A 19,128-nucleotide genomic window follows, 5' to 3' on the forward strand; every position below is an offset into this window, starting at 1 on the left:
CCGTGCGAAGACGATCAGCGAGAGGCCGCCTGCGACGGCGAGCAGGAGCGGCGCGCCCCACAGAAGGATCGTCTTCGTTTCGAAGCGCGGCTTCAACAGCACGAACTCGCCGTAGCGCGAGACGATGTAGTTCATTACCTGTTCGTTCGTATCGCCATTGGTCAACCGCTCGCGCACCAACAGGCGCAGGTCCTTCGCAAGCTCGGCATTGGAATCGTCGATCGACTGGTTCTGGCAGACCATGCAGCGCAGTTCGGCGGAGATCGCCCGGGCGCGCGCCTCGAGCGCCGGATCGGCAAGAACCTCGTCCGGATTGACGGCAAAGGCCGGCGCGGCCGACAGAACTATCGCTATCACCAGGAGCAGACGCCTCATCATTCGGCCGGCTCCATGGCAGGACGCAGCGGCTTTGCCCTGCGGTTCGGCGCCCCGACACGCAGGCGCCGGTCGCTCAGCGACACGAAGCCGCCGATCGCCATGATCACCGCGCCACCCCAGATGCAGAGAATGAAGGGCTTCCACCAGATGCGCACGACCATGCCACCGTCGTTCGTCGGATCGCCGAGCGACACATAGAGCTGGCTCAGCCCGAACGTCACGATGCCGGCTTCCGTCGTCGGCATCTGCCGCGCCGTGTAGATCCGCTTGGACGACCAGACATCGGCAACCTCGACGCCGCCGCGGCTGATGGTGAAGTGACCGCGCTCTTCGCTGTAGTTCGGTCCGGTCGCCGGCTTCATGCCGTCGAACCGCACGGCGTAGCCGCCGGCTTCCACGCTCTGGCCGGACTTCATCTCGATGACATGCTCGGTTTCGAAGGTGGTCACCGCGACGATGCCGAGGACGGCAACACCAAGCCCGGCATGCGCGAGCGCCGTGCCGAAGGCCGAGCGCGGCAGGCCGGCAAGGCGTCTCCAGGCGACGGAGGCCGCGACCTTGCCGACGCCGGCGCGATACCACAGATCGGCGATCGCGCCGAAGATCAGGAACAGCGCTCCAGCCAGCCCGAGCACGGCAAGCACGGGACCGCCGTGCTGGACATAGAAGAAGACCACCGCAACAACAAAAGCCAGGATCGCGACCAGATAGAGCCGCTGCAGAACAGCGAGCAGATCGCCGCGCTTCCAGGCGAGCAGCGGGCCAAAGGGAACGATGACCAGCAGCGGCGCCATCAGCAGGCCGAAGGTCATGTTGAAGAAGGGCGGCCCGACCGAGATCTTGTCACCGGTCAGCGTCTCCAAAAGCAGCGGATAGAGCGTGCCTGTCAGCACCGTGCCGCAGGCGACGGTGAGGATCAGGTTGTTGAGGACAAGCGCCCCTTCGCGCGAGATCGGCGCAAACAGGCCGCCGGCCGAGAGCTGCGGCGCACGGAAGGCAAAGAGCGACAGCGACCCGCCGATGAAGATCAGCAGAATGAACAGGACGAAGACGCCGCGGGTCGGATCGCTGGCAAAGGCGTGCACCGAGGTCAGAACCCCCGAGCGCACGAGGAACGTGCCCATCAGCGACAGCGAGAAGGTCAGGATGGCAAGCAGCACCGTCCAGATCTTCAGCGCCTCGCGCTTTTCCATGACGAGCGCCGAATGCAGCAGCGCGGTCCCGGCAAGCCAGGGCATGAAGGAGGCATTCTCGACCGGATCCCAGAACCACCAGCCGCCCCAGCCGAGCTCGTAATAGGCCCAGTAGGAGCCCATGGCGATGCCAAGCGTCAGGAACGTCCAGGCGGCCAGCGTCCAGGGCCGCACCCAGCGCGCCCAGGCGGCATCGATGCGGCCTTCGAGAAGGGCAGCCACGGCAAAGGAGAAACAGACGGAGAAGCCGACATAGCCGAGATAGAGCAGCGGCGGGTGGATCGCCAGACCGACGTCCTGCAGCACCGGGTTGAGGTCCTTCCCCTCGGCCGGAGCCGGATCCAGCCGCATGAAGGGATTGGAGGTCAGTAGGATGAACAGGATGAAGGCGACCGATATCCAGGCCTGCACGGCGAGCACGTTTGCCCGCAGCGTATCGGGCAAATTCCGTCCGAAGAGCGCGACCAGGGCGCTGAACAGCACCAGGATCAGCAGCCAGAGCATCATCGAGCCCTCGTGATTGCCCCAGACACCTGACAATTTGAACAGCAGCGGCACCAGCGAATGGGAGTTCTCCCAGACGTTGGCGACCGAAAAGTCGGAAACGACATGGGCGTAGGTCAGGACTCCGAAGGAGAACGCCACCAGCGCGAACATAGCCAGGGACCCGACGGAGGCCAGATCCATCATCGCACGGTCGAGGCGCCTTGCACCGATCACCGGCACGACGGAGACCACGAGCGCCGTCGCCAGCGCCAGGATCAGGGCATAGTGACCGATCTCGATGATCATTGCGGTTCTCCCGCGTGTTGCCACAGCCCCTGCTCTTTCAACTTGTCGGCGACTTCCTTCGGCATGTATTTCTCGTCGTGCTTGGCGAGCACCGTATCGGCGACGAATTCATGGCTCGCCCCTTCGAACCGGCCTTCGGTCACCACGCCCTGCCCCTCGCGAAAGAGGTCGGGAAGAATGCCGGCGTACCTGACCCGGACGCTCTCTCCGCTGGGGTCGGTGACAGCGAATAGAACTGTCGATCCGTTCCCGCGCACGATACTGCCCTCACCCACGAGGCCACCGAGACGTATGCGGGTTTCCGGTGCCACCGGCGTTTTCGCCAGATCGGACGGCATATAGAAATAGGCCACCGACTGGCTGAAGGCGAACATGACGAGGAGCACGGCGGCAATGATGAAGCTCATGCCGCCACCGATCACCGCCAGGCGCTTTTGCTTGCGTGTCATTCCGTCATTCCCTCTCAATGCCAAGTTCGCGCGCCAGTGCGACCAGTTGCTTTCCTTGTTCGCCCGTCGCAGGGAAGACCGCGAGCCCGCGCTGCAACGCGTCGACCGCGCGTGTTCTTTCGTTCAGCACGGCATAAGAACGCACAAGCCGCATGAAGCCGTCGAAATTGTTGGGCTCAGCCCGAAGCCTGCTATCAAGGCTTTGGACCATCGCCTGTATCGTGTACTGCGGCTCTGCCGCATCAGGGTTCTGTGTGGTCGAAAGGCCGCGTTCGCCTTTTGGTCGGTCCGACCCCTTTCTCCCTGTGGCGGCAACAGGGCCTCCATTCTTGGCAATGTGCTCGTTGACGAGCGGCAGCCAGGGCGCATCTGCCGGAGAACTCCTGGCTATTGCCTCGAAAGCACGCCTTGCTTCAGCCTGACTGCCAGCCTGCTCCTGGCCGAGTGCCAGATAGAATTTTGCGCGTGGGTTGTCTGGTTCAATAGCCAGTATCTGCAAGAGAACCCCATGAAGGTCCTCGGCAACCGCCCCGCCAGACTGCGTTATCAACGCCGCCGCCAGTCCCTCGAGCCTCGAAACCTGCGGTCCGAGGAGACGAAGCGCGTTCCGGTAAGCTCGCTCCGAATCGGCTGCGCGGCCCATTCGGAGATAGACAGGTGCTATAACGTCCCATCCGCGGCCGTCATCCGGGCTGCGAGAAAGATGGTCTTCGGTCTTCCTTACGAGAATTGCGAAATCCTGTCCCGGGTTTGCCAGCCTTGCTTGCAGGGGGCGTGAAGGCATGTCGGGCGAGCCAAGGGAGACGTACAGCCCGACACTCAGCAAGGGAAGAAAAGCGACGACGACAGGACGGAGCCAGTAACCGGGCCGTTTTACCGATAAACGGCGTTCTGTCGCTTCGCTCTCCTTGAAAAGGCGCCGCGCTGTCTCTGCCCGGGCCAACTCGTATTCAGTTGGCAGAATGTCTCCGGATGCAAGCTCGTTTTCGAGTTCCAGAAGCTGCTTTCGGTAGAGCTTGTCGGCTCCCCTTGCTTGTATCGGCCGAGCACGCCCCGAAGAAAATGGATGCAGCAGTATGGCTGTTGTTGCGGTCGTCATCACCGCGAAGAGGATCCAGATAGTCATTTTTCCTGACGCCGTTGCTGGTCGGAAAATAGCCAAACCCGCAAGGCGCACATTGACGAAGATCAAATACTGGAAGAGTAGCTTGGCCGCCCCGTAAACACATAACCCACGCCGCGTACGGATTGTATGAGCTCCGGGCTCTTGGGATCTGTCTCGATCTTCTTGCGTAGCCGGACGATCTGGGCGTCGATCGCCCGGTCGAAGGCCTCGAGATTCCGGTTTCGGGTCAGGTCCATGAGCTTGTCACGCGACAGCACACGACCCCGGTTTCGGACAAACACGAGCAACATGTCGAACTCGCCGGTGGTCAGGGACACGTCGGCGCCCAGGGGCGAGGTGAGCCGCCTTCGCGAGACGTCGAGCCTCCAGCCTTCAAACTCCAGGTTTTCCTCGTCGAGGGCGCCGGACTGGGAAGCCAGGACCGAGGGGGTGCGCCTTCTCAGCACGGTCCTAAGCCTCGCAAGAAGCTCCCTGAGATGGAAGGGCTTGGCAATGTAGTCGTCGGCGCCGACCTCAAGGCCAACCACCTTGTCGGTGACATCGTCCTGCCCGGTCAGCATCAGGACCGGCACGTCAGAGGTGCCACGAAGCTCACGCAGCAGTTCGAGACCGTTCTCTCCGTTCGGCAGTACCAGGTCGAGGAATATGGCCGCGTAGGATTCCCTTGCCAATTCGGAGCGCATGGCTGTGCCGTTACCGACGGCTGTCACGCGGAATCCGTTGTCCTCAAAATAGCGAACTAGCATCTGTCTTATGCGCGCGTCATCGTCGACGACCAGAATACGGTCAGCGTCCATCTGTGCCTTGTGCCCTGCTGTCATTCTTCCATCCAGATACCGTAGGATGAGAGACAATGCCACCGGTTCGCAGGCAGTTGATGCCGGTTATGCTTTTCTGTCCGCAAAACAACTGGCTATACGCTTCATCAAAATCAAATAGCCCGAAAAGGGTCGACCTGGATGATTTGCGTAGATGGAGCACTCTCGCAACAGCACCCCCTGGAACCGCAACCAAAAGTCCCTTGGATGTCGAATGGGCGGGGAGCGTCTGGGTAGAATTTGGTCCAAGCAGTTTCGAGTATAATTTCGTCCGTTACTCCCTCGGTGAACAGGACTGGTCCGGCCGTATTCTTTAGTACATGGGTGATGCTGAGCTGAACTTCGTTCTCTGTGAACGTTATCAGCCCGGCAGATAGTGACCTTATCAGTTCGCCTTTGTCGCGTCCGATAGCCTCTGTCTTTTCCCCGTTGAACTCGAGCATGCGGATGTTGCTCGCCACCTTCGCCGCGAGCGTAGGCGCGCTATGGCATGTCATAAGGATGTGCTTGGTGCGAGTGCCATCATCAGAGATGGCATGCGTCTGGCCCAGAAAATCGCTGTTGATGCGACCACGAGACGAGACATCTCCCGAGGAGACGAACCTTGGCGCTTCTGATTGCCGCAGCATGCGATCCACCTGCCGGAGAACGTCGAAGATACTCTCATTGGTAGTTCTACGGATATGAAACCTGGAACTCCTTCGACACTATTCAAATGGTAAGGACGCGACGTGAGCAAGCGGTGACGTCGGTAAAGAATATCAAATCAGAATAATCCTCTACGTCCTCGCATTCCATTTGCAACGCAGTTTGGAGTGAAAAGATGTACGTCAGAATTGTAAGTCTCGCGCTACAGGTTTTCTGGACTGTCTCATTCACGGTCCTTGCTTGTATTGCGCTGCAATACATCGGAATGAACGTCAACGTGATTGCAATATCAATCGTAGTCGCACTTGCTGTCCTGCTCTATGGCCCCGTCGCGAGATTCTTCAATCAGTAGAAAAATGAGAGGAAGAGACAATGCAGCATGCGCTTTCGACAGACATCACTGTAGATGACGACTTCCAGCTGCTTTCGGATGAGATGCTTGATGTCGTTTCCGGCGGAGGCAGAATTGGCGACGCCGCCAAAGGCGCCGCTATCGGCGGCTTTTCCGGCGCGATCGGGGGAGCGGCTGGCGCTGCGTCCGTCGGTGGAAGTATCGGCCACGGGGCGATAGCTGGTGGCGTCGGAGGCGCCATTGCAGGTGGAATTCGGGGTGGGCTGAGTGGCGGTGGCGGCAAAAAATAGCGCCGCTCTCAAAATAGCTGACGCTGAGCACTGGGGGGACGCGTCCCCTCCCAGTGCAAACTAGCGTTAGTGGGACTGGTTCTTTTCCTAGGCCGCCGGAAGCCCGATTGCAGAAGAACGATTCAGGGCAAAGCCCAGCGGGTCTTGACCCACCCAATGTGTTTCGCGATGAGGTGTTTGTCAGCCAGCGCAACGGCCTCAAAGGCGAGGTACAATTAGCAATCCCGCTGTCTTTCACGCTGTTGGGCGCTGTGCTGTTTTCGACCATTCTAACGGCGGCAGTGTTTGTTGCCACGGCGACCTATTCACGGATCGAGGTTGTTGAAGGGTGGGTTGTGCCTCAAGCGGGCCTGATCCGGATACAGGCGCGGCATGGAGGAATTATTGAAAGCCTCAGCATCGACGATGGGACCGATGTCGACGCCGGTTCAAAGGTTGCGATGATGAAGGTGACGTCATCTTTTCAGTCAAACGATGTTGGCCGAATGCTTTGGCGCAGCGCGGGCGTTGAAATCGACTCTAACCGAGAGCAAGAGAGACTTTCACTTGAAAAGCTCAGAACAGAACAGTTCCGCCTATCGGGACAGATTGGGGTTCTGGAGTCAGCACTGGAGGTGGCAAAACAACACGAGCAGACGATAGTGCAGCGGGTTGCGCTTCTCGAAACCCGAGCAGCTAGAACCGCTCAACTTGTCCTGAAGGGCGCGATAACAGCGACAGATGGAGAAAAGGCGCAGCTCGAACTCCTGATCGCTCAGCAGGATCTCTCCGAAGCCCAAGGAACCACTTTGGATCTCGAAAGTCGGATAACGGACGTCAGAGCGAATTTGGACGGCCTGCCATTCGAGATAAAGGCGTCAGAGGCGAAAGCGCGCGCGATCGATGCCGAATTGGAGCAAAAGCAACTTAAGACGGCGTTGTTGAATTCTTACGAAGTCACCGCGCCTGTTAGCGGCCAAGTTGTCGCCGTCCCTGTGGTGGTTGGACAAGACGTGGCAGCCGGAGCGACGCTTGCTGTCATCGTCCCCGCAGGTAGCGCGCTGGAAGTTGAGTTATATTTTCCATCCCGCGCCGCGGGTTTTGTGGTGGCCGGGCAGGAAGTTCGCGTACGATACCAGGCGTTTCCCTATCAAAAATTTGGGACAGCCAAGGCAACGGTCCGATCCGTATCGCGAACGATACTCGCACCCGGTGAAATTTCTACACCCGGCGTCGCGCCGAATGAGCCGGCCTTTCGAGTAAGAGCCACCTTGGCCAGCTCCCAAATCCGGGCTTATGGGCATCAGATTCAGATCCGTCCGGGAATGCTTCTGTCCGCAGACCTTGTCATTGAGCGACGCACTCTTTTCGAGTGGCTGCTCGATCCCCTATATGCCGTGAGACGGCTGCAATGAACCGTCTATTGCCTCGACTTCCCGACCGCTTGCCGATCGTCCAGACCGCAGAACAAGCTGAGTGTGGTTTGGCATGTGTCGCGATGATTTGCCGGTATTACGGTCACAGCTTGGATCTAAACGGCTTTCGTCAGCGGTTCGAGGTTTCTCAGAACGGGATGACCTTAAGGACCTTGATGCACATCACCAGCCAGATGCATCTCGCCCCAAGGGCATTCCGGACGGAAATCCACACCCTGTCCAAGGTCAAATTGCCGGCGATCCTCCATTGGGACCTCAATCACTTTGTTGTCCTGAAACGGATCGGCCGAAGAAAAGCGGTTATCCACGATCCCGCTTTCGGGATACGGACATTGTCGAGAGACGCCCTCTCTGACCATTTCACTGGCGTTGTGCTTGAGCTCACCCCAAGCGCCGATTTCTCCAGGATAGCCGCACTTTCCCCTCTCAAGCCATCGCATCTGTGGTCAAAGATAACGGGCGTTTGGCCTGTCGGCCTACAGGTGCTGGCGCTTTCTGCCGCTCTCCAGCTGGCAGCCTTCGCTATCCCTTTTCAGATCCAATTGGTCATCGACCAAGCAGTAGAGCAAGGTGACCTCGATTTCCTCGCCGTGGTGGCAGCGGGTTTCGCCCTTCTGGTCGTCGTTTACGCTCTGACCGAGGCCCTCCGCAATTGGAGCCTGCACGTATTAGGGGCCACTGTTCTCTATCAGATCGTCGGTAACATATTTCGGCACCTCCTCCGCTTACCTGCCTTGTTCTTCGAGAAGCGTCATGTCGGAGATATCTTGTCCCGAATGGGCTCGACCAAGTCTATACAGGAAGCCTTGACGCACGGAATGATCGGCGTGGCGATCGATGGCACGATGGCAATTATTGCCGCCATAATATTGCTTGCCTATTCAACGCAACTCACTGTTATAGTGTTGTTTTCACTGCTTATTTATCTGTTTGTCACAGCATTTTTCTATCCTTTTATGAAAGAGAGATCTAACGAGCAACTCATTAGTTCCGCGGTAGAACAGTCCTATCTGATGGAGACTGTGCGCGGCGCCACTACCATCAAGGTCCTTGGCGGTGAGATAGATCGCGAGGCCAACTGGCGGAACCGTTACGCCGAAGCGATCAATACCGCATTGCGATTTGACCGCCTCGAGGTCGTCCTCAAAGCAATTCAATCAGCCGTTATCGGCCTGCAGAGCGTCGCTGTTGTCTATGTCGGCGCTCGGCTAATACTCACCGGCAGTGGCTTCTCGATCGGAATGCTAATGGCCTTTCTCTCATTCCGGCAAACCTTCAGCGACAGGATTGCCTCGCTCATCGGTGAGATCGTTCAGTTCAGACTTCTGAAAGTGCATCTGGACCGCTTGGCTGACATCGTCACAACCCCTACGGAAGCGGCAGACGAGCTGGGAGTTTCTTACGACAAGACGATCGGCACACTTGAAATGGTGAACGTGTCCTTTCGTTATGCCTCGGCTGAACCACTTATTCTGGACAGCGTAAACTTCAAAATCGAGCCCGGAGAATTCGTGGCGATCACGGGTCCGTCAGGGGGCGGCAAAACCACCCTGTTCAAAGTTCTCCTGGGCTTGCACTATCCCGTCGCCGGCAAAGTGCTCGTCAATGGAAGTCCAGTATCTCCGCAACATTGGCAATTGTACCGGCGCCAGATTGGCGCAGTCATGCAAGATGATCGCCTTTTGTCCGGTTCTATTGCCGACAACATCGCGTTCTTTCAAGCTGATCTTAGTATGGATCGTGTTATCGAAGCAGCTATGGCGGCGAATGTTCATGACGATATAATTCGCATGCCTATGCAATATCGATCACTTATAGGCGATATGGGGTCCTCGCTCTCGGGAGGACAACGTCAACGCGTGCTGTTGGCGCGGGCTTTGTACCGGCAGCCGCAGCTTCTTCTGTTGGACGAAGGTACGGCAAATCTGGATGAACAAGCAGAGGAAGCCATAGCGGATATTTTGTCGGAGATGACCATCACCCGCATCGTGATTGCGCATAGGCCAGCACTGATGAATCGCGCGACAACTCTGATCGAAGTCAATAATGGCCGGATAACGGTAGTGCCTAGGGACATCAAGAAATCCTATATGACTGAGCGATAGAATTTGGAGTTGCCATGAATATCGACCACTCCTGCCTTGCAAACGGCCTTCAAGTTGTCTCGATCGCGTTCAGGGATTTTGAAAGCGCCGTGGTCGCAATTATGATCAGGGCCGGTTCCAGGGTGGATGGAGCCGCTCATGGAACTGCCCATTTTCTCGAACACATGGCATTCAAGGGCACACGGCACCACGCGTCCGATGAGATTACACAGCGGATTGAAAGCCTCGGGGCGACAATCAACGCGGTTACGAGCAAGGACTACACGCTCTATTATGTTGAGGGGCTAAAGGAAATGCTTCCTGAAGCGGTCGCGATCCTGGCAGAGGTCGTGACATCCCCTCGCCTCGACCCTGAAGATATGGATGTCGAGAGACAGATCATTCTACAAGAAATTCTGCAAGCCCAGGATGATGCCGCGGTCAGCGCGCTGGCGGGGTTGGCGCAGAGGGCCTATCCCGATCAGAGCCTCGGAAAATCAGTTCTGGGCACCCCAGAGACAGTGGCACGGCTAAGCAGTGCAGATCTGATGGACTTCGTCGTCGAGAACTATCAGCCGGAAAACATGATACTGATAGCGGCTGGCGGCATATCCCACCATGATTTGGTTGTGCTGGCCAACCGGTTTCTGGATCCTATGCAGGTCTCCAGCCGAACGCGTAAAGAAGCACCCAAGGCGGCCTACTCAGGCGGACTTTTTCTGCAGACCCGATCGGAGCTAAGTCAGTCTATCGTAGCCTGCGCGTTCCCAACGGCATGGGCAGGTGACCGTCATCGCTACGCGGTTCAAGTCCTTGCGGAGGCATTGGGAACGGGAATGTCGTCCCCCTTGTTCAGATCAATCCGGCGGGACCATGGTCTGGCGTATGAGGTCGGAGCGTGGTCAGAACACGGTTCCGACTTCGGTTTATTCGGCATGTATGCGGCGACATCGGCAACTCATGTTCGAGATGCCCTCCGGCTGATGGGCATTGAACTTTCGAAGACGGCAGCGGCGGACAATGACGAGGCCGTACATCGTGGAAGAAACAAATGCCTCGTCAACCTCGTCCGCGCCCGGGAAACACCGTTTGACGCGGCCCGCATGGTAGGCACAGCTATGCTGTCATTTGGCGCGATCGTATCCCCGGAAGATGAGATCAATCGAATCCGAAGCGTCACGACGCGAGATGTGAGGGAGGCCGCATCGACACTCATTGGTATGGCGAAACCCACAATCGCTGTTGTCGGTCAACCAGAACCCATTGACTACGAAGAGGTGATGCTGACCGCAATCAGGTCGGTGCTCGGGAGCGCGTCTTCCGATCGATAAATTGGAATATGGGTGACTGTTGGCGACCACAGGTCGGTCGGATCGATGTCGCGTGCCTTGCGGGTCAGCAGGAGCCGGAGTTTGCGACTGACTGGAAAGGAAGGTTTGAACAAGAGCGTTCAAGTCCACAATATCAGACCTTAGTCCGAAACAGATCGGACTCGGGTCTGATGGCTTCAGGACCTTTGTCCACTATCCAAGCCCGCCCTGTCCCGCATAACTTGTGCCGTCCAAACCACCGGACACCGGGATGCTCCGGCACGCCCCCTCGCGGGTAAACCCCTCGGAGCTTCCGGAGCCGGCGTAATTTTCTACGCCGCCCGCGAGATTTTTAATTGGATATGCAGCATGACCACTCGCAGATTAAGCGCATTCGCAGCACTCGCTGTAAGTCCATGGCCGTTGAGTCTTCAAGCAAACATCGGTCGAGAGCAAGTGAACACGCCTTTTGATGAAACCTCACTCGGAAGGGAGTTCGATCTTTTCGCAACTGAATTGACCAAGCTGCCAAAGTCACCGGAGATCACCGCATTGGAGCTTCGCTTTGCTCTCCTGCGAGAAGCCGTGGCAATCCGCCTCGCGGGACCGAGCCGAATAACCGCTGAGTTTCCGTCGTCGCTATTCGATGCCTAGGATCGAAACCGGATCGCGTTCTGTGTACGGATGAATATCGCCCTAAAAAAGCCCCGCTCGTAAGAGGCCGGGCCAAGTGGGCGGCATTTGGAAAGGTGGACAACGAACTAAAGCGGCTAGGCCGCGGTGTGGAGGCGATCTCCTGCCAGGCACTCAAGCGCTGCATGGCGATGCGGCGCCATAAAGTGCATCAATTGCGCTTGAGTTCAAGGCTCCTCTCGGCAAGCGCCCGAATTTTCGGCAAGTCGATCATCGCGATCTCCGTGAAGTCTGCCGCCCAGGGCGCCTTGAGCGTAACAACCTCCCTCGGCAACCTGGTGTTCGCCAAAGATGTCTCCGCGTTCGCAAAGGGAGATGTCGGTCTCACGGCGCGAGCTTTCCGAGCGCGTCACTCGCATCAAGCCGCTCAGACCCATAAGACATGGGTTGCGATCTCTCCTTCCGCGACAATCTGCTCACCGGGGCAAAACTGCGGAATGAGGTGGCAATTGTCACCAGGCTCGAAGCTACCGAACTCTTAGGATCTCTCCGATCCTAAAGGAGCGGTTGTATGGTTCTAGTTGCTGACGAATTGAAGCGGAAGAGTGCCAAAATTGCCGCTGAGATCGATGACCTCCGGAGGCGGATCTCGGCACTCCAACAACAGCGAGCTGCCGTTGATGTCGTCATCCAGACATATGAGCCAGGTTGTCCGCGAAGAGTCGATCGGTCGTTGAATTTGACGTTAGTCGGCCGATGAAGTATCTTCCCTGTATTACAAACAGAGGTAAAAACGATGTCAGAACGTGAGCTGTCAGATCCGATCACCATGCGGCTGCCGCTAGATGTGCTATCTGAAATCGAAGAGATCGCCGAAATATGCGATCGTAGCCGAAGCTGGGTCTTTGTCCGTGCTCTGAAATCATATTTGGCCGCAGAGGGGCGCGAGATTATCGAACTCGCTCAGGCAAGGCGGGATATTGAAAACGGGCTGGGGCATGATCTTGACGACGTGATTGACGAAGTCGATGCGATCGTCAAGGGAGCGGCTGCTTGAAAGTCACCCTCTCTCCTAAGGCACGAGAATACGTAAGGCGCGAAGCGAAATATCTTAAATCGGGAAGTCCCAGAGCAGCTCAACAATTTGCTGATGACATCAAGCGGCTTAGGCAAGGACTCAGTCGCTTTCCGGAGATGGGAAAGTTCAACGACGAGATTCCCGTTCCTGGAGTTTTACGCTTTGTCATGGGACCATATCTCCTTGATTACGAGATTCTGGACGACGAGATTTCGATTTTCGCGATCCGTCACGGCCGCGAACGTCCGCCACGCGTTGAGATCGACGACGATTTCGACCTCGAACAACCTAGTACCGATCCTCGCTTCAAGTAATTCCTTCTCTGGTGGCAGTTGCTACCTCACATGAGGAGATTCCGGACAAGCGTATTATGAAGGGAGCATAGTTCTTTCCAGTTCGACCAGGGCCAGAAGACCGTCGGCTTCCCCCTTGTCGAAACAGCTCCGCCCCCAGTGCGCCGGATTCGTGACAGGCTTCTGTTCCCTCCTTCACCGTTTCGAGCTATCGGCCTCGTCGTCGGCGAGCACTCGCCATGCTGCACCTTGTAAATCGTCATACTGGCCGCTCTTCAGCGACCAGAGGAAAGCCGCGAGCCCTATGCCCCCCATGAAGAGGGCAATCGGTATGAGGTAGATGAGCATGTTCATGCCGTCTTTATCTCCTTGGCGAGCGCAACTGGCTCCCTTGAAAGCCGCGATAAGGGACGGGTTCCAAAGGCAGTGAGACGGAGAGCGTTTGTCACGACGATGATGGAAGAAGTGGACATCGCAACCGCGGCAATCAGGGGCGTGGCGAGACCAGCTATGGCAATCGGAACCGCCAAAAGGTTATAGCCGATCGCCAGGGCGAAATTCTGCCTGATCAATGCCGCCGATTGTCGTGCGATCTGGATAGCCTCGGTAACTGCATCGAGGCGTTCGGTAAAGAACACGAGATCCGCGGCTTGGCGCCCGATATCGGAGGCCGAGGCCGGCGCCATGGAAACATGTGCAGCGGCAAGGGCCGGCGCGTCGTTGATACCATCCCCGACCATAAAGACCCGTCGTCCACTTTCGTTCAGGGTCTCGCATTCGTCGACTTTCTGCTTTGGCGACAAGGCGCCGACTGCACGACGAACGCCAAGCTTGGCCGCCGTAGCGTCGACGACAGACTGACGATCACCCGAGAAGATGAATGTCTCAAAACGTCCTGCATCAAGTCTGGCGATCGTCTCTTCTGCGCCCGGCCGCACCACGTCTTCGAAGAAGAAGCGAGCTTTCACGACGCCGTCGCTCGTAAGGACAACCTCCGAAAGGGGACTATCGGGCGAGGCCGAGTTTGAGGTTTGCGCACAGGCGAAGGCAGCGCTACCCAGACGGTAGTGCCCGTCTCCGTGACGTGCTTCCAGACCACCGCCCGGGATCTCGCTCACGCGGTCGAACGGCATGGGAGCTATCGGGGCGCCGCGCGCAAGGGCTTGAGAGAGCGGGTGCCTGGAGTGGAGTGCCATCCCCGCCGCGAGCGCGACGTCGGCGTCGCCGTCCGCCACGGTTTTCACAAGGCGCGGGGTTCCGAGCGTCAGTGTTCCTGTCTTGTCGAATGCGACCGTGTCAATCTCGGCCAGACGTTCCAGCGCCGAGCCATCCTTCACCATTATACCCTTCCGGAACAATTCTCCTGCGGCAACAACCTGTACGACAGGAACAGCAAGGCCGAGTGCGCAGGGGCACGTGATGATAAGAACGGCCACCGCCACAAGCATGGCCTGCTTCCAGTCTCCGCCCAGGAACCCCCAGGCGAGAAATGAGACGAGGGCAAGCAGATGCACTACAGGCGAGTACAAGGCCGCAGCACGATCAGCGATGCGTCGGTAACGGGCGCGCCCTCCCTCGGCAGCTTCCATCAGGTTGATGATCTCCGCAAGCAGCGAATCCCTGGCGAGCTTCGTCGCCCGAACCACCAGCGAGCCGGTCAGGTTCATCGCTCCCGAACTTACGGCGGCGCCTTCTGAAACCGCCACCGGGTTGCTTTCGCCGGTGACGATCGAAAGATCCAGGTCGCTTTCCCCCTTGGAGACGAGACCATCGACCGGAATACGGTCGCCGGCAGCAACGGCGACTTCGTCGCCAACTGAAATGTCTTCGATCGCGACGTAGCGACGCGAGCCGTCGGGGGACACCACGAGAGCGCCACGCGGAGAGATTCTCGCGAGGCCGTTGATCGCGGCCCTCGCCTTCTCTCGCATGATGTGATCAAGCGTCCTGCCGATAAGAAGGAAAAAGAGCAGCGAGACTGTCGCGTCGAACCAGGCGTGCTCGCCGTGGTGCATCGTCTCCCACAGAGAGACAGCATAAGACAGCGTCACTGCGAGCGAGATCGGAACGTCCATGTTCGTGCGGCCGTGCCGCAATGCGTTCCATGCCGACTGGAAGAAGAAACGACCTGCGTATACCAGTGCCGGTGCTGCGATCATCGCGGAAATCCAATGGAACATATCGCGGGTGGCGGCATCTGCTCCTGACCAAACCGACACCGAAAGCAGCATGATGTTTGCGGCCGCGAATCCTGCGACGCCAACTGCCAGAAGAAGCTGGTTCCTGGTCTTGTCGTTTTCCGCTGCAACGGGCGCGAACAGATGAGCTCGGTAGCCCACCGAATTTACAGCGTTGATGATTTCCGCAGGGTCCGTCGGCCGCCCCTCAACCTCCTTGGCATATACGCAACTGACGCGACGGGATGTTAGATTTACTCTCGCCTTGCGAACGAAGGGCAATTTTGCAAGTGCCCTTTCAATCGTCGCGATGCAGGCTCCGCAGTGAGCATCCGGGACGCTGAGATCGAGCTGGAAGAGACCGGAACCGAGTGGGTGACTGGCCAGGGTAACTTCTTCGGAACTGAAGGATGTCGCACTCATTGCCAGCACGCCGTCGGCGTCCATTGTGCAGCAGGTCATTGGCCGAACCCCGCAGTATCAAATCGAACGGCCTCGTGCATGACGACGGCATCGCCTCGGCGCGAAATCAGTTCGACGATCCAGTCGCCTGAAGGCACGTGACGGCTTGTCGTGAAGCTGCCTTCGCCAGCCTTTTCGAGCGAGATATTGAAATCCTCGTGATCGCCCACGGGGCGCTTGAAGTTGGCGACAACTATATCCGCCGCAGCCGGCGACCCATCGCGGTTCCTGAGGTTGTAGTGGAACACTCCATGCGACATCGAGATGCTGCCGGAGATCCCGGTAGCCGCCAGCGCCTTTATTGCGGCCGCCTTCTTGTTGAATTCCTGGCTGGCCACATAGGTGTTTTCCACGACGAGGCCGCTCCAGCTGGACGAGGCCAACCACGCCATGGTCACGTTCACCCCGATCACCACGGCGAAGAATGCAGACGTGACGAACAACATGTGGCGGCCAGTGAAGCCATGGGTGCGAGCAGTCATCTGTTCTCTCCTGGTGCGTTGAACGCCGCGCGGTAGGTCGCGCGATCGGAATGGCCTTCGTCCTCGATCGAGAACAGAAACTCGTTGACGGCGGCGCCGGTCTGCTTTCGGGTTACGAAGACCTTGAGCGCGGTGACCGCGTCAGGCGCAGCAGCTATGCTGAAGTTGCGGGCCTCCGTCTTGCTCAATTCCGGAATGCGCATCGTCGCACCTTCCAGGCCCGAGATGGAGAGGTCGATCTTCCTCGGAGCGGGAACCATGTTGAGAATTCGAAGCGTGTAGCCGTTGCGAATGGAGCCGTCGCTCTCAAGGACATACTGCGGATTGCGATCGTGGACGACGTTGAGTTCGAGGCGTTCACGCATCGACAGGTGGATCAGCATGGCCAGGCCGATCGAGGCCCAGACGGCGGCGTAGAATAGAAGCCGGGGCCGAGCGATGACCCGCCAGTTGAAGTGGCGGATCCCGGCAATGAAGGTTCCATCAACATTGCGCACCTTCGCCGGCTGGACGGGCGCCCTGCCACCATCAGTGGCGATTGCCATGTTGCCCGCATATTCACTGAGCGTCGCATAGGCGATCAGCCCGCGCGGCTTTCCAATCTTGTCCATGACGCTGTCGCAGGCATCGATGCAGAGCGCGCAGGTGATACACTCCATCTGCTGCCCATCGCGGATGTCTATTCCCATCGGGCATACGGCCACACAGGCGTTGCAATCGACACAGTCGCCAACCGCCTGACCCGCCGCCTGGGCCTTCTTGGCGTGGCGCGATCGTTGTTCGCCGCGCCAGTCATTGTAGGTGACGACAAGGGAATTCTCGTCGAGCATCGCCCCTTGGATACGCGGCCATGGGCACATGTAGGTACAGACCTGCTCTCGCATGAGCCCGCCGAGAACATACGTGGTGAAGGTGAGAGTGGCGACAGTGGCGTATGCGACGACGGGTGCCGTGCCGGAAAACAGTGAGACGGCGAGCGACGGAGCATCGGCAAAATAGAAAATCCAGGCGCCGCCTGTTGCAATGCCGATCAAGAGCCAGACCGTGTGTTTCAGGATGCGCTTGCGCATCTTGCCGAGCGTCCAGGGACCGGCGTCCAGCTTCATTCGCGCGTTGCGATCCCCTTCGATCGCGCGCTCGATAACAAGGAAAAGGTCTACCCAGACGGTTTGGGGACAGGCGTATCCGCACCAGGCGCGGCCGATGGCAGACGTAACCAGGAACAATCCGAAACCTGCCATCACCAGCAGACCGGCGACGTAGTAGAATTCCTGTGGCCAGATCTCGATGAAGAAAAAGAAGAATCGTCGCGACGAGAGGTCAATAAGGATGGCCTGATCGGGCGCGTAAGGGCCACGGTCCCACCTGATCCAGGGAGAGATATAGTAGATGCCGAGGGTAACCAGCATCACGAGCCATTTGAACCTGCGGAAGCGGCCTTCCGCACGCTTGGGAAATATCTTCTTTCGCGGCGCATAAAGCGGCTGGCGATTGCGGCGTGCATTGACCGGCTCGGCATTGACGCGTTCGACGTTGTCTGGATCTGGCGCGGTGTAGAGGTTCATTGGGCTCGTCCGAATTTCACCCGGCCGTTTTCCCATCTTGCCGATCCCGGTTCCTTGACGCAGATCAATAATCCGGGCGGTTCCCGAAAAAGGGAGGGCCACGCCTTGGAGAGCTGGCGTGGCCCGGAGGGATCGCGGAAGGAGGTCCGCGATGTGACCTCCACTAGACACAGCAAACATAGCAGAGCTCGGCCCTGCTCTGTTTGAGCCAGGTCAAACGATCCGCGATCTTGCTGCCTTTGGGGGCCACCGCAGGCAAGCCTCAGCCGCGATGCAAAAAAAGAGGCCGTACCTTCGAAGGTACAGCCCGGAGTTTACTGGGGCGGGATGTGCGCATTTACATCCCGCTGGACAGTCATGCTTCTAACGACTGGTCGGCTTCTGGTCCTTGAGGCAGATCAAACTGACGATCGAATTGCCCATTTTTTGCGCGTCCTCCTGTTCGCTTGCAGGATTCGTCGTCTTGCTGGTGCGTGCGGAGACTCGGGAATGGATCACCGCGCGAGGGGTACCATAAAGGCCAAGCAATGGATTGTGGTCGTGCGTCGTCATTGTGATCTCCTCTACTGACCGCCGCCCAGCGAATGGACGAATACCGTGAGTTCCTTGACGGCAGTGTCACCCAGTCGGCCCGCCCATGCCGGCATCACGCCGTGCCTGGGTGCCATAACCTGACGGACGATGGCATCTTCGCCGCTTCCTTTGAGCCAGATCGCGTCCGCGAGATTCGGGGCGCCCATCTCAAGTTTGCCCTTGGCATCTTCCCCGTGACATGCAGCACAATTATCGAGGAAGATCTGCTTGCCAGCCTCCGCGCCGGACGCGTCGGAAGGCGTGTTCGTCAGGCTCCATACATAGGCCGCAACCTGCTTGGTCTGTACGGGATCCAGCATGTCACGGAATGCCGGCATTTCGGACACATGGGTGTCGGCGTCCGCTTCGTAGCGCACGCCATGGGCGATGGTTGCCTGAATTGAATCGAGGTCTCCGCCCCAGAGCCAGTCGTCGTCGTTGAGGTTCGGGAATCCCGGTCCGCCGCTTGCGCCGGATCCATGGCAGGGAGCACAGTTGACCTTGAATGCCGAGGCGCCGCCCGCGATCGCGAATTCGCGAAGCGAAGGATCGGCATCGATCTCCTGAACCGTCTTTGCCGCGATCATGTCGTGGAACTTCGTCTGCGCGACCTTTGCCTGATTAAGATCCTGCTGAAGCTCCGCGCGGCTGGAAAATCCCAGATAGCCTTTCGTCGCCGAGGTAATCATCGGAATGGCAGGATAGGCGACAGCGTATGCGACCGCCCACAGGATCGTGACATAGAATGTCCACACCCACCATCTCGGCATCGGATTGTTGAGTTCGCGGATGCCGTCCCATTCGTGTCCGGTCGTTTCGACGCCACTGATTTCATCAATATGTTTTTCCGACATCTCAATCGTCCTTTAGGGGAATGCTGGCAGCATCCTTCGCAGTCCGGCCGCTGCCAGGACGAAGGGTGAAGATCACGGCCCCAACGAAGAACGCTGCCATCGCCAGGAGGCCCCAACTGTCGGCGAAGTGCCGCATAGCGGTATAGGTTTCCATCA

At 58.2% G+C, this 19,128-nt stretch carries 20 protein-coding genes; 7 read left to right on the forward strand and 13 right to left on the reverse strand.

What is annotated here, in order from left to right; genetic code table 11:
• From AS026_RS32145 to AS026_RS32165, 5 genes are all read right to left on the reverse strand, one after another.
• Positions 1-378 (reverse strand): cytochrome c-type biogenesis protein (locus AS026_RS32145; protein ID WP_062371587.1); only part of this gene is annotated, 378 nt, incomplete at its 3' end.
• Complete coding sequence (locus tag AS026_RS32150; RefSeq protein WP_062371585.1) at positions 375-2,363, reverse strand: heme lyase CcmF/NrfE family subunit; 1,989 nt, start codon at positions 2,361-2,363, stop codon at positions 375-377. The genes AS026_RS32145 and AS026_RS32150, both read right to left, overlap by 4 nt.
• Positions 2,360-2,812, reverse strand: a complete 453-nt coding sequence (gene ccmE / locus AS026_RS32155) for a cytochrome c maturation protein CcmE (protein ID WP_062374517.1) — start codon at positions 2,810-2,812, stop codon at positions 2,360-2,362. The genes AS026_RS32150 and ccmE overlap by 4 nt, the downstream gene beginning before the upstream one ends.
• Positions 2,813-2,816: 4 nt before the next feature.
• Positions 2,817-3,938, reverse strand: a complete 1,122-nt coding sequence (gene ccmI / locus AS026_RS32160) for a c-type cytochrome biogenesis protein CcmI (RefSeq protein WP_062374519.1) — start codon at positions 3,936-3,938, stop codon at positions 2,817-2,819.
• 62 nt (positions 3,939-4,000) lie between these two features.
• On the reverse strand, positions 4,001-4,759 hold the full coding sequence (locus tag AS026_RS32165) for a response regulator (protein WP_062374521.1): 759 nt from the start codon (positions 4,757-4,759) through the stop codon (positions 4,001-4,003).
• Positions 4,760-5,579: 820 nt separating this feature from the next.
• On the opposite strand from AS026_RS32165, the gene AS026_RS42135 reads away from it, so the two are divergent.
• The 5 genes from AS026_RS42135 (at position 5,580) to AS026_RS32190 (ending at position 10,876) form a co-directional block, all read left to right on the forward strand.
• Positions 5,580-5,756: a hypothetical protein gene (locus AS026_RS42135; RefSeq protein ID WP_160330130.1), complete on the forward strand. Its 177-nt coding sequence runs from the start codon at positions 5,580-5,582 to the stop codon at positions 5,754-5,756.
• Between the two features lie 20 nt (positions 5,757-5,776).
• On the forward strand, positions 5,777-6,046 hold the full coding sequence (locus AS026_RS32175; RefSeq protein ID WP_062374524.1) for a hypothetical protein: 270 nt from the start codon (positions 5,777-5,779) through the stop codon (positions 6,044-6,046).
• A gap of 107 nt (positions 6,047-6,153) precedes the next feature.
• Positions 6,154-7,440 (forward strand): HlyD family secretion protein, encoded by a 1,287-nt coding sequence (locus AS026_RS32180; RefSeq protein ID WP_062374526.1) that lies wholly within the window; start codon positions 6,154-6,156, stop codon positions 7,438-7,440.
• Entirely contained in the window at positions 7,437-9,566 is a 2,130-nt protein-coding gene (locus AS026_RS32185; RefSeq protein WP_062374529.1) for a peptidase domain-containing ABC transporter, read from the forward strand. The genes AS026_RS32180 and AS026_RS32185 overlap by 4 nt, the downstream gene beginning before the upstream one ends.
• Before the next feature lie 14 nt (positions 9,567-9,580).
• The gene (locus AS026_RS32190) at positions 9,581-10,876 is read left to right on the forward strand and encodes a M16 family metallopeptidase (RefSeq protein ID WP_062374532.1); all 1,296 of its coding nucleotides are present in this window, start codon (positions 9,581-9,583) and stop codon (positions 10,874-10,876) included.
• Between the two features lie 823 nt (positions 10,877-11,699).
• Here AS026_RS32190 and AS026_RS42140 read toward each other — a convergent pair.
• Complete coding sequence (locus AS026_RS42140; RefSeq protein ID WP_160330131.1) at positions 11,700-11,837, reverse strand: hypothetical protein; 138 nt, start codon at positions 11,835-11,837, stop codon at positions 11,700-11,702.
• A 447-nt stretch (positions 11,838-12,284) separates the two neighbouring features.
• Here AS026_RS42140 and AS026_RS32205 point away from each other — a divergent pair, with 447 nt between their 5' ends.
• On the forward strand, positions 12,285-12,545 hold the full coding sequence (locus AS026_RS32205; protein ID WP_062374542.1) for a CopG family ribbon-helix-helix protein: 261 nt from the start codon (positions 12,285-12,287) through the stop codon (positions 12,543-12,545).
• Positions 12,542-12,880, forward strand: a complete 339-nt coding sequence (locus AS026_RS32210) for a type II toxin-antitoxin system RelE/ParE family toxin (protein ID WP_062374544.1) — start codon at positions 12,542-12,544, stop codon at positions 12,878-12,880. Before AS026_RS32205 ends, AS026_RS32210 begins: the two co-directional genes overlap by 4 nt.
• Positions 12,881-13,054: 174 nt before the next feature.
• Here AS026_RS32210 and ccoS read toward each other — a convergent pair whose 3' ends face one another.
• The 7 genes from ccoS to AS026_RS32245 all read right to left on the reverse strand — a co-directional run bounded on the left by ccoS (position 13,055) and on the right by AS026_RS32245 (position 19,126).
• Positions 13,055-13,213, reverse strand: coding sequence for a cbb3-type cytochrome oxidase assembly protein CcoS (ccoS, locus tag AS026_RS32215; protein WP_062374546.1), 159 nt, complete (start codon positions 13,211-13,213; stop codon positions 13,055-13,057).
• Complete coding sequence (locus AS026_RS32220) at positions 13,210-15,498, reverse strand: cation-translocating P-type ATPase (protein WP_062374549.1); 2,289 nt, start codon at positions 15,496-15,498, stop codon at positions 13,210-13,212. The genes ccoS and AS026_RS32220 overlap by 4 nt, the downstream gene beginning before the upstream one ends.
• Entirely contained in the window at positions 15,495-15,980 is a 486-nt protein-coding gene (locus tag AS026_RS32225) for a FixH family protein (RefSeq protein ID WP_062374550.1), read from the reverse strand. The genes AS026_RS32220 and AS026_RS32225 overlap by 4 nt, the downstream gene beginning before the upstream one ends.
• The gene (gene ccoG, locus AS026_RS32230) at positions 15,977-17,545 is read right to left on the reverse strand and encodes a cytochrome c oxidase accessory protein CcoG (RefSeq protein WP_062374553.1); all 1,569 of its coding nucleotides are present in this window, start codon (positions 17,543-17,545) and stop codon (positions 15,977-15,979) included. Before ccoG ends, AS026_RS32225 begins: the two co-directional genes overlap by 4 nt.
• Positions 17,546-17,908: 363 nt before the next feature.
• The gene (locus AS026_RS32235) at positions 17,909-18,097 is read right to left on the reverse strand and encodes a hypothetical protein (RefSeq protein WP_025662556.1); all 189 of its coding nucleotides are present in this window, start codon (positions 18,095-18,097) and stop codon (positions 17,909-17,911) included.
• Positions 18,098-18,108: 11 nt separating this feature from the next.
• Positions 18,109-18,972 carry a cytochrome-c oxidase, cbb3-type subunit III gene (gene ccoP, locus AS026_RS32240; protein ID WP_062374556.1) on the reverse strand — a complete coding sequence of 288 codons (864 nt, stop codon included), beginning with the start codon at positions 18,970-18,972 and terminating at the stop codon, positions 18,109-18,111.
• A 1-nt stretch (position 18,973) separates the two neighbouring features.
• A complete protein-coding gene (locus AS026_RS32245) occupies positions 18,974-19,126 on the reverse strand; it encodes a cbb3-type cytochrome c oxidase subunit 3 (RefSeq protein ID WP_018860175.1) in 153 nt (50 codons plus the stop codon).
• Positions 19,127-19,128: the final 2 nt, after the last annotated feature.

The organism is Rhizobium altiplani, assembly GCF_001542405.1.
Taxonomy (GTDB): Bacteria; Pseudomonadota; Alphaproteobacteria; order Rhizobiales; family Rhizobiaceae; genus Rhizobium; species Rhizobium altiplani.

Bases quoted from the DNA above. Each gene is read 5' to 3' on its own strand.
- AS026_RS32175 (WP_062374524.1), top strand. From the start codon at position 5,777: ATGCAGCATGCGCTTTCGACAGACATCACTGTAGATGACGACTTCCAG.
- ccoS (WP_062374546.1), bottom strand. From the start codon at position 13,213: ATGAACATGCTCATCTACCTCATACCGATTGCCCTCTTCATGGGGGGC.
- AS026_RS32205 (WP_062374542.1), top strand. From the start codon at position 12,285: ATGTCAGAACGTGAGCTGTCAGATCCGATCACCATGCGGCTGCCGCTA.
- AS026_RS32185 (WP_062374529.1), top strand. From the start codon at position 7,437: ATGAACCGTCTATTGCCTCGACTTCCCGACCGCTTGCCGATCGTCCAG.
- AS026_RS32235 (WP_025662556.1), bottom strand. From the start codon at position 18,097: ATGACGACGCACGACCACAATCCATTGCTTGGCCTTTATGGTACCCCT.
- ccoG (WP_062374553.1), bottom strand. From the start codon at position 17,545: ATGAACCTCTACACCGCGCCAGATCCAGACAACGTCGAACGCGTCAAT.
- ccmI (WP_062374519.1), bottom strand. From the start codon at position 3,938: ATGACTATCTGGATCCTCTTCGCGGTGATGACGACCGCAACAACAGCC.
- AS026_RS32150 (WP_062371585.1), bottom strand. From the start codon at position 2,363: ATGATCATCGAGATCGGTCACTATGCCCTGATCCTGGCGCTGGCGACG.
- ccmE (WP_062374517.1), bottom strand. From the start codon at position 2,812: ATGACACGCAAGCAAAAGCGCCTGGCGGTGATCGGTGGCGGCATGAGC.
- AS026_RS32165 (WP_062374521.1), bottom strand. From the start codon at position 4,759: ATGACAGCAGGGCACAAGGCACAGATGGACGCTGACCGTATTCTGGTC.
- AS026_RS32245 (WP_018860175.1), bottom strand. From the start codon at position 19,126: ATGGAAACCTATACCGCTATGCGGCACTTCGCCGACAGTTGGGGCCTC.
- AS026_RS32190 (WP_062374532.1), top strand. From the start codon at position 9,581: ATGAATATCGACCACTCCTGCCTTGCAAACGGCCTTCAAGTTGTCTCG.
- AS026_RS32225 (WP_062374550.1), bottom strand. From the start codon at position 15,980: ATGACTGCTCGCACCCATGGCTTCACTGGCCGCCACATGTTGTTCGTC.
- AS026_RS32220 (WP_062374549.1), bottom strand. From the start codon at position 15,498: ATGACCTGCTGCACAATGGACGCCGACGGCGTGCTGGCAATGAGTGCG.
- AS026_RS42135 (WP_160330130.1), top strand. From the start codon at position 5,580: ATGTACGTCAGAATTGTAAGTCTCGCGCTACAGGTTTTCTGGACTGTC.
- ccoP (WP_062374556.1), bottom strand. From the start codon at position 18,972: ATGTCGGAAAAACATATTGATGAAATCAGTGGCGTCGAAACGACCGGA.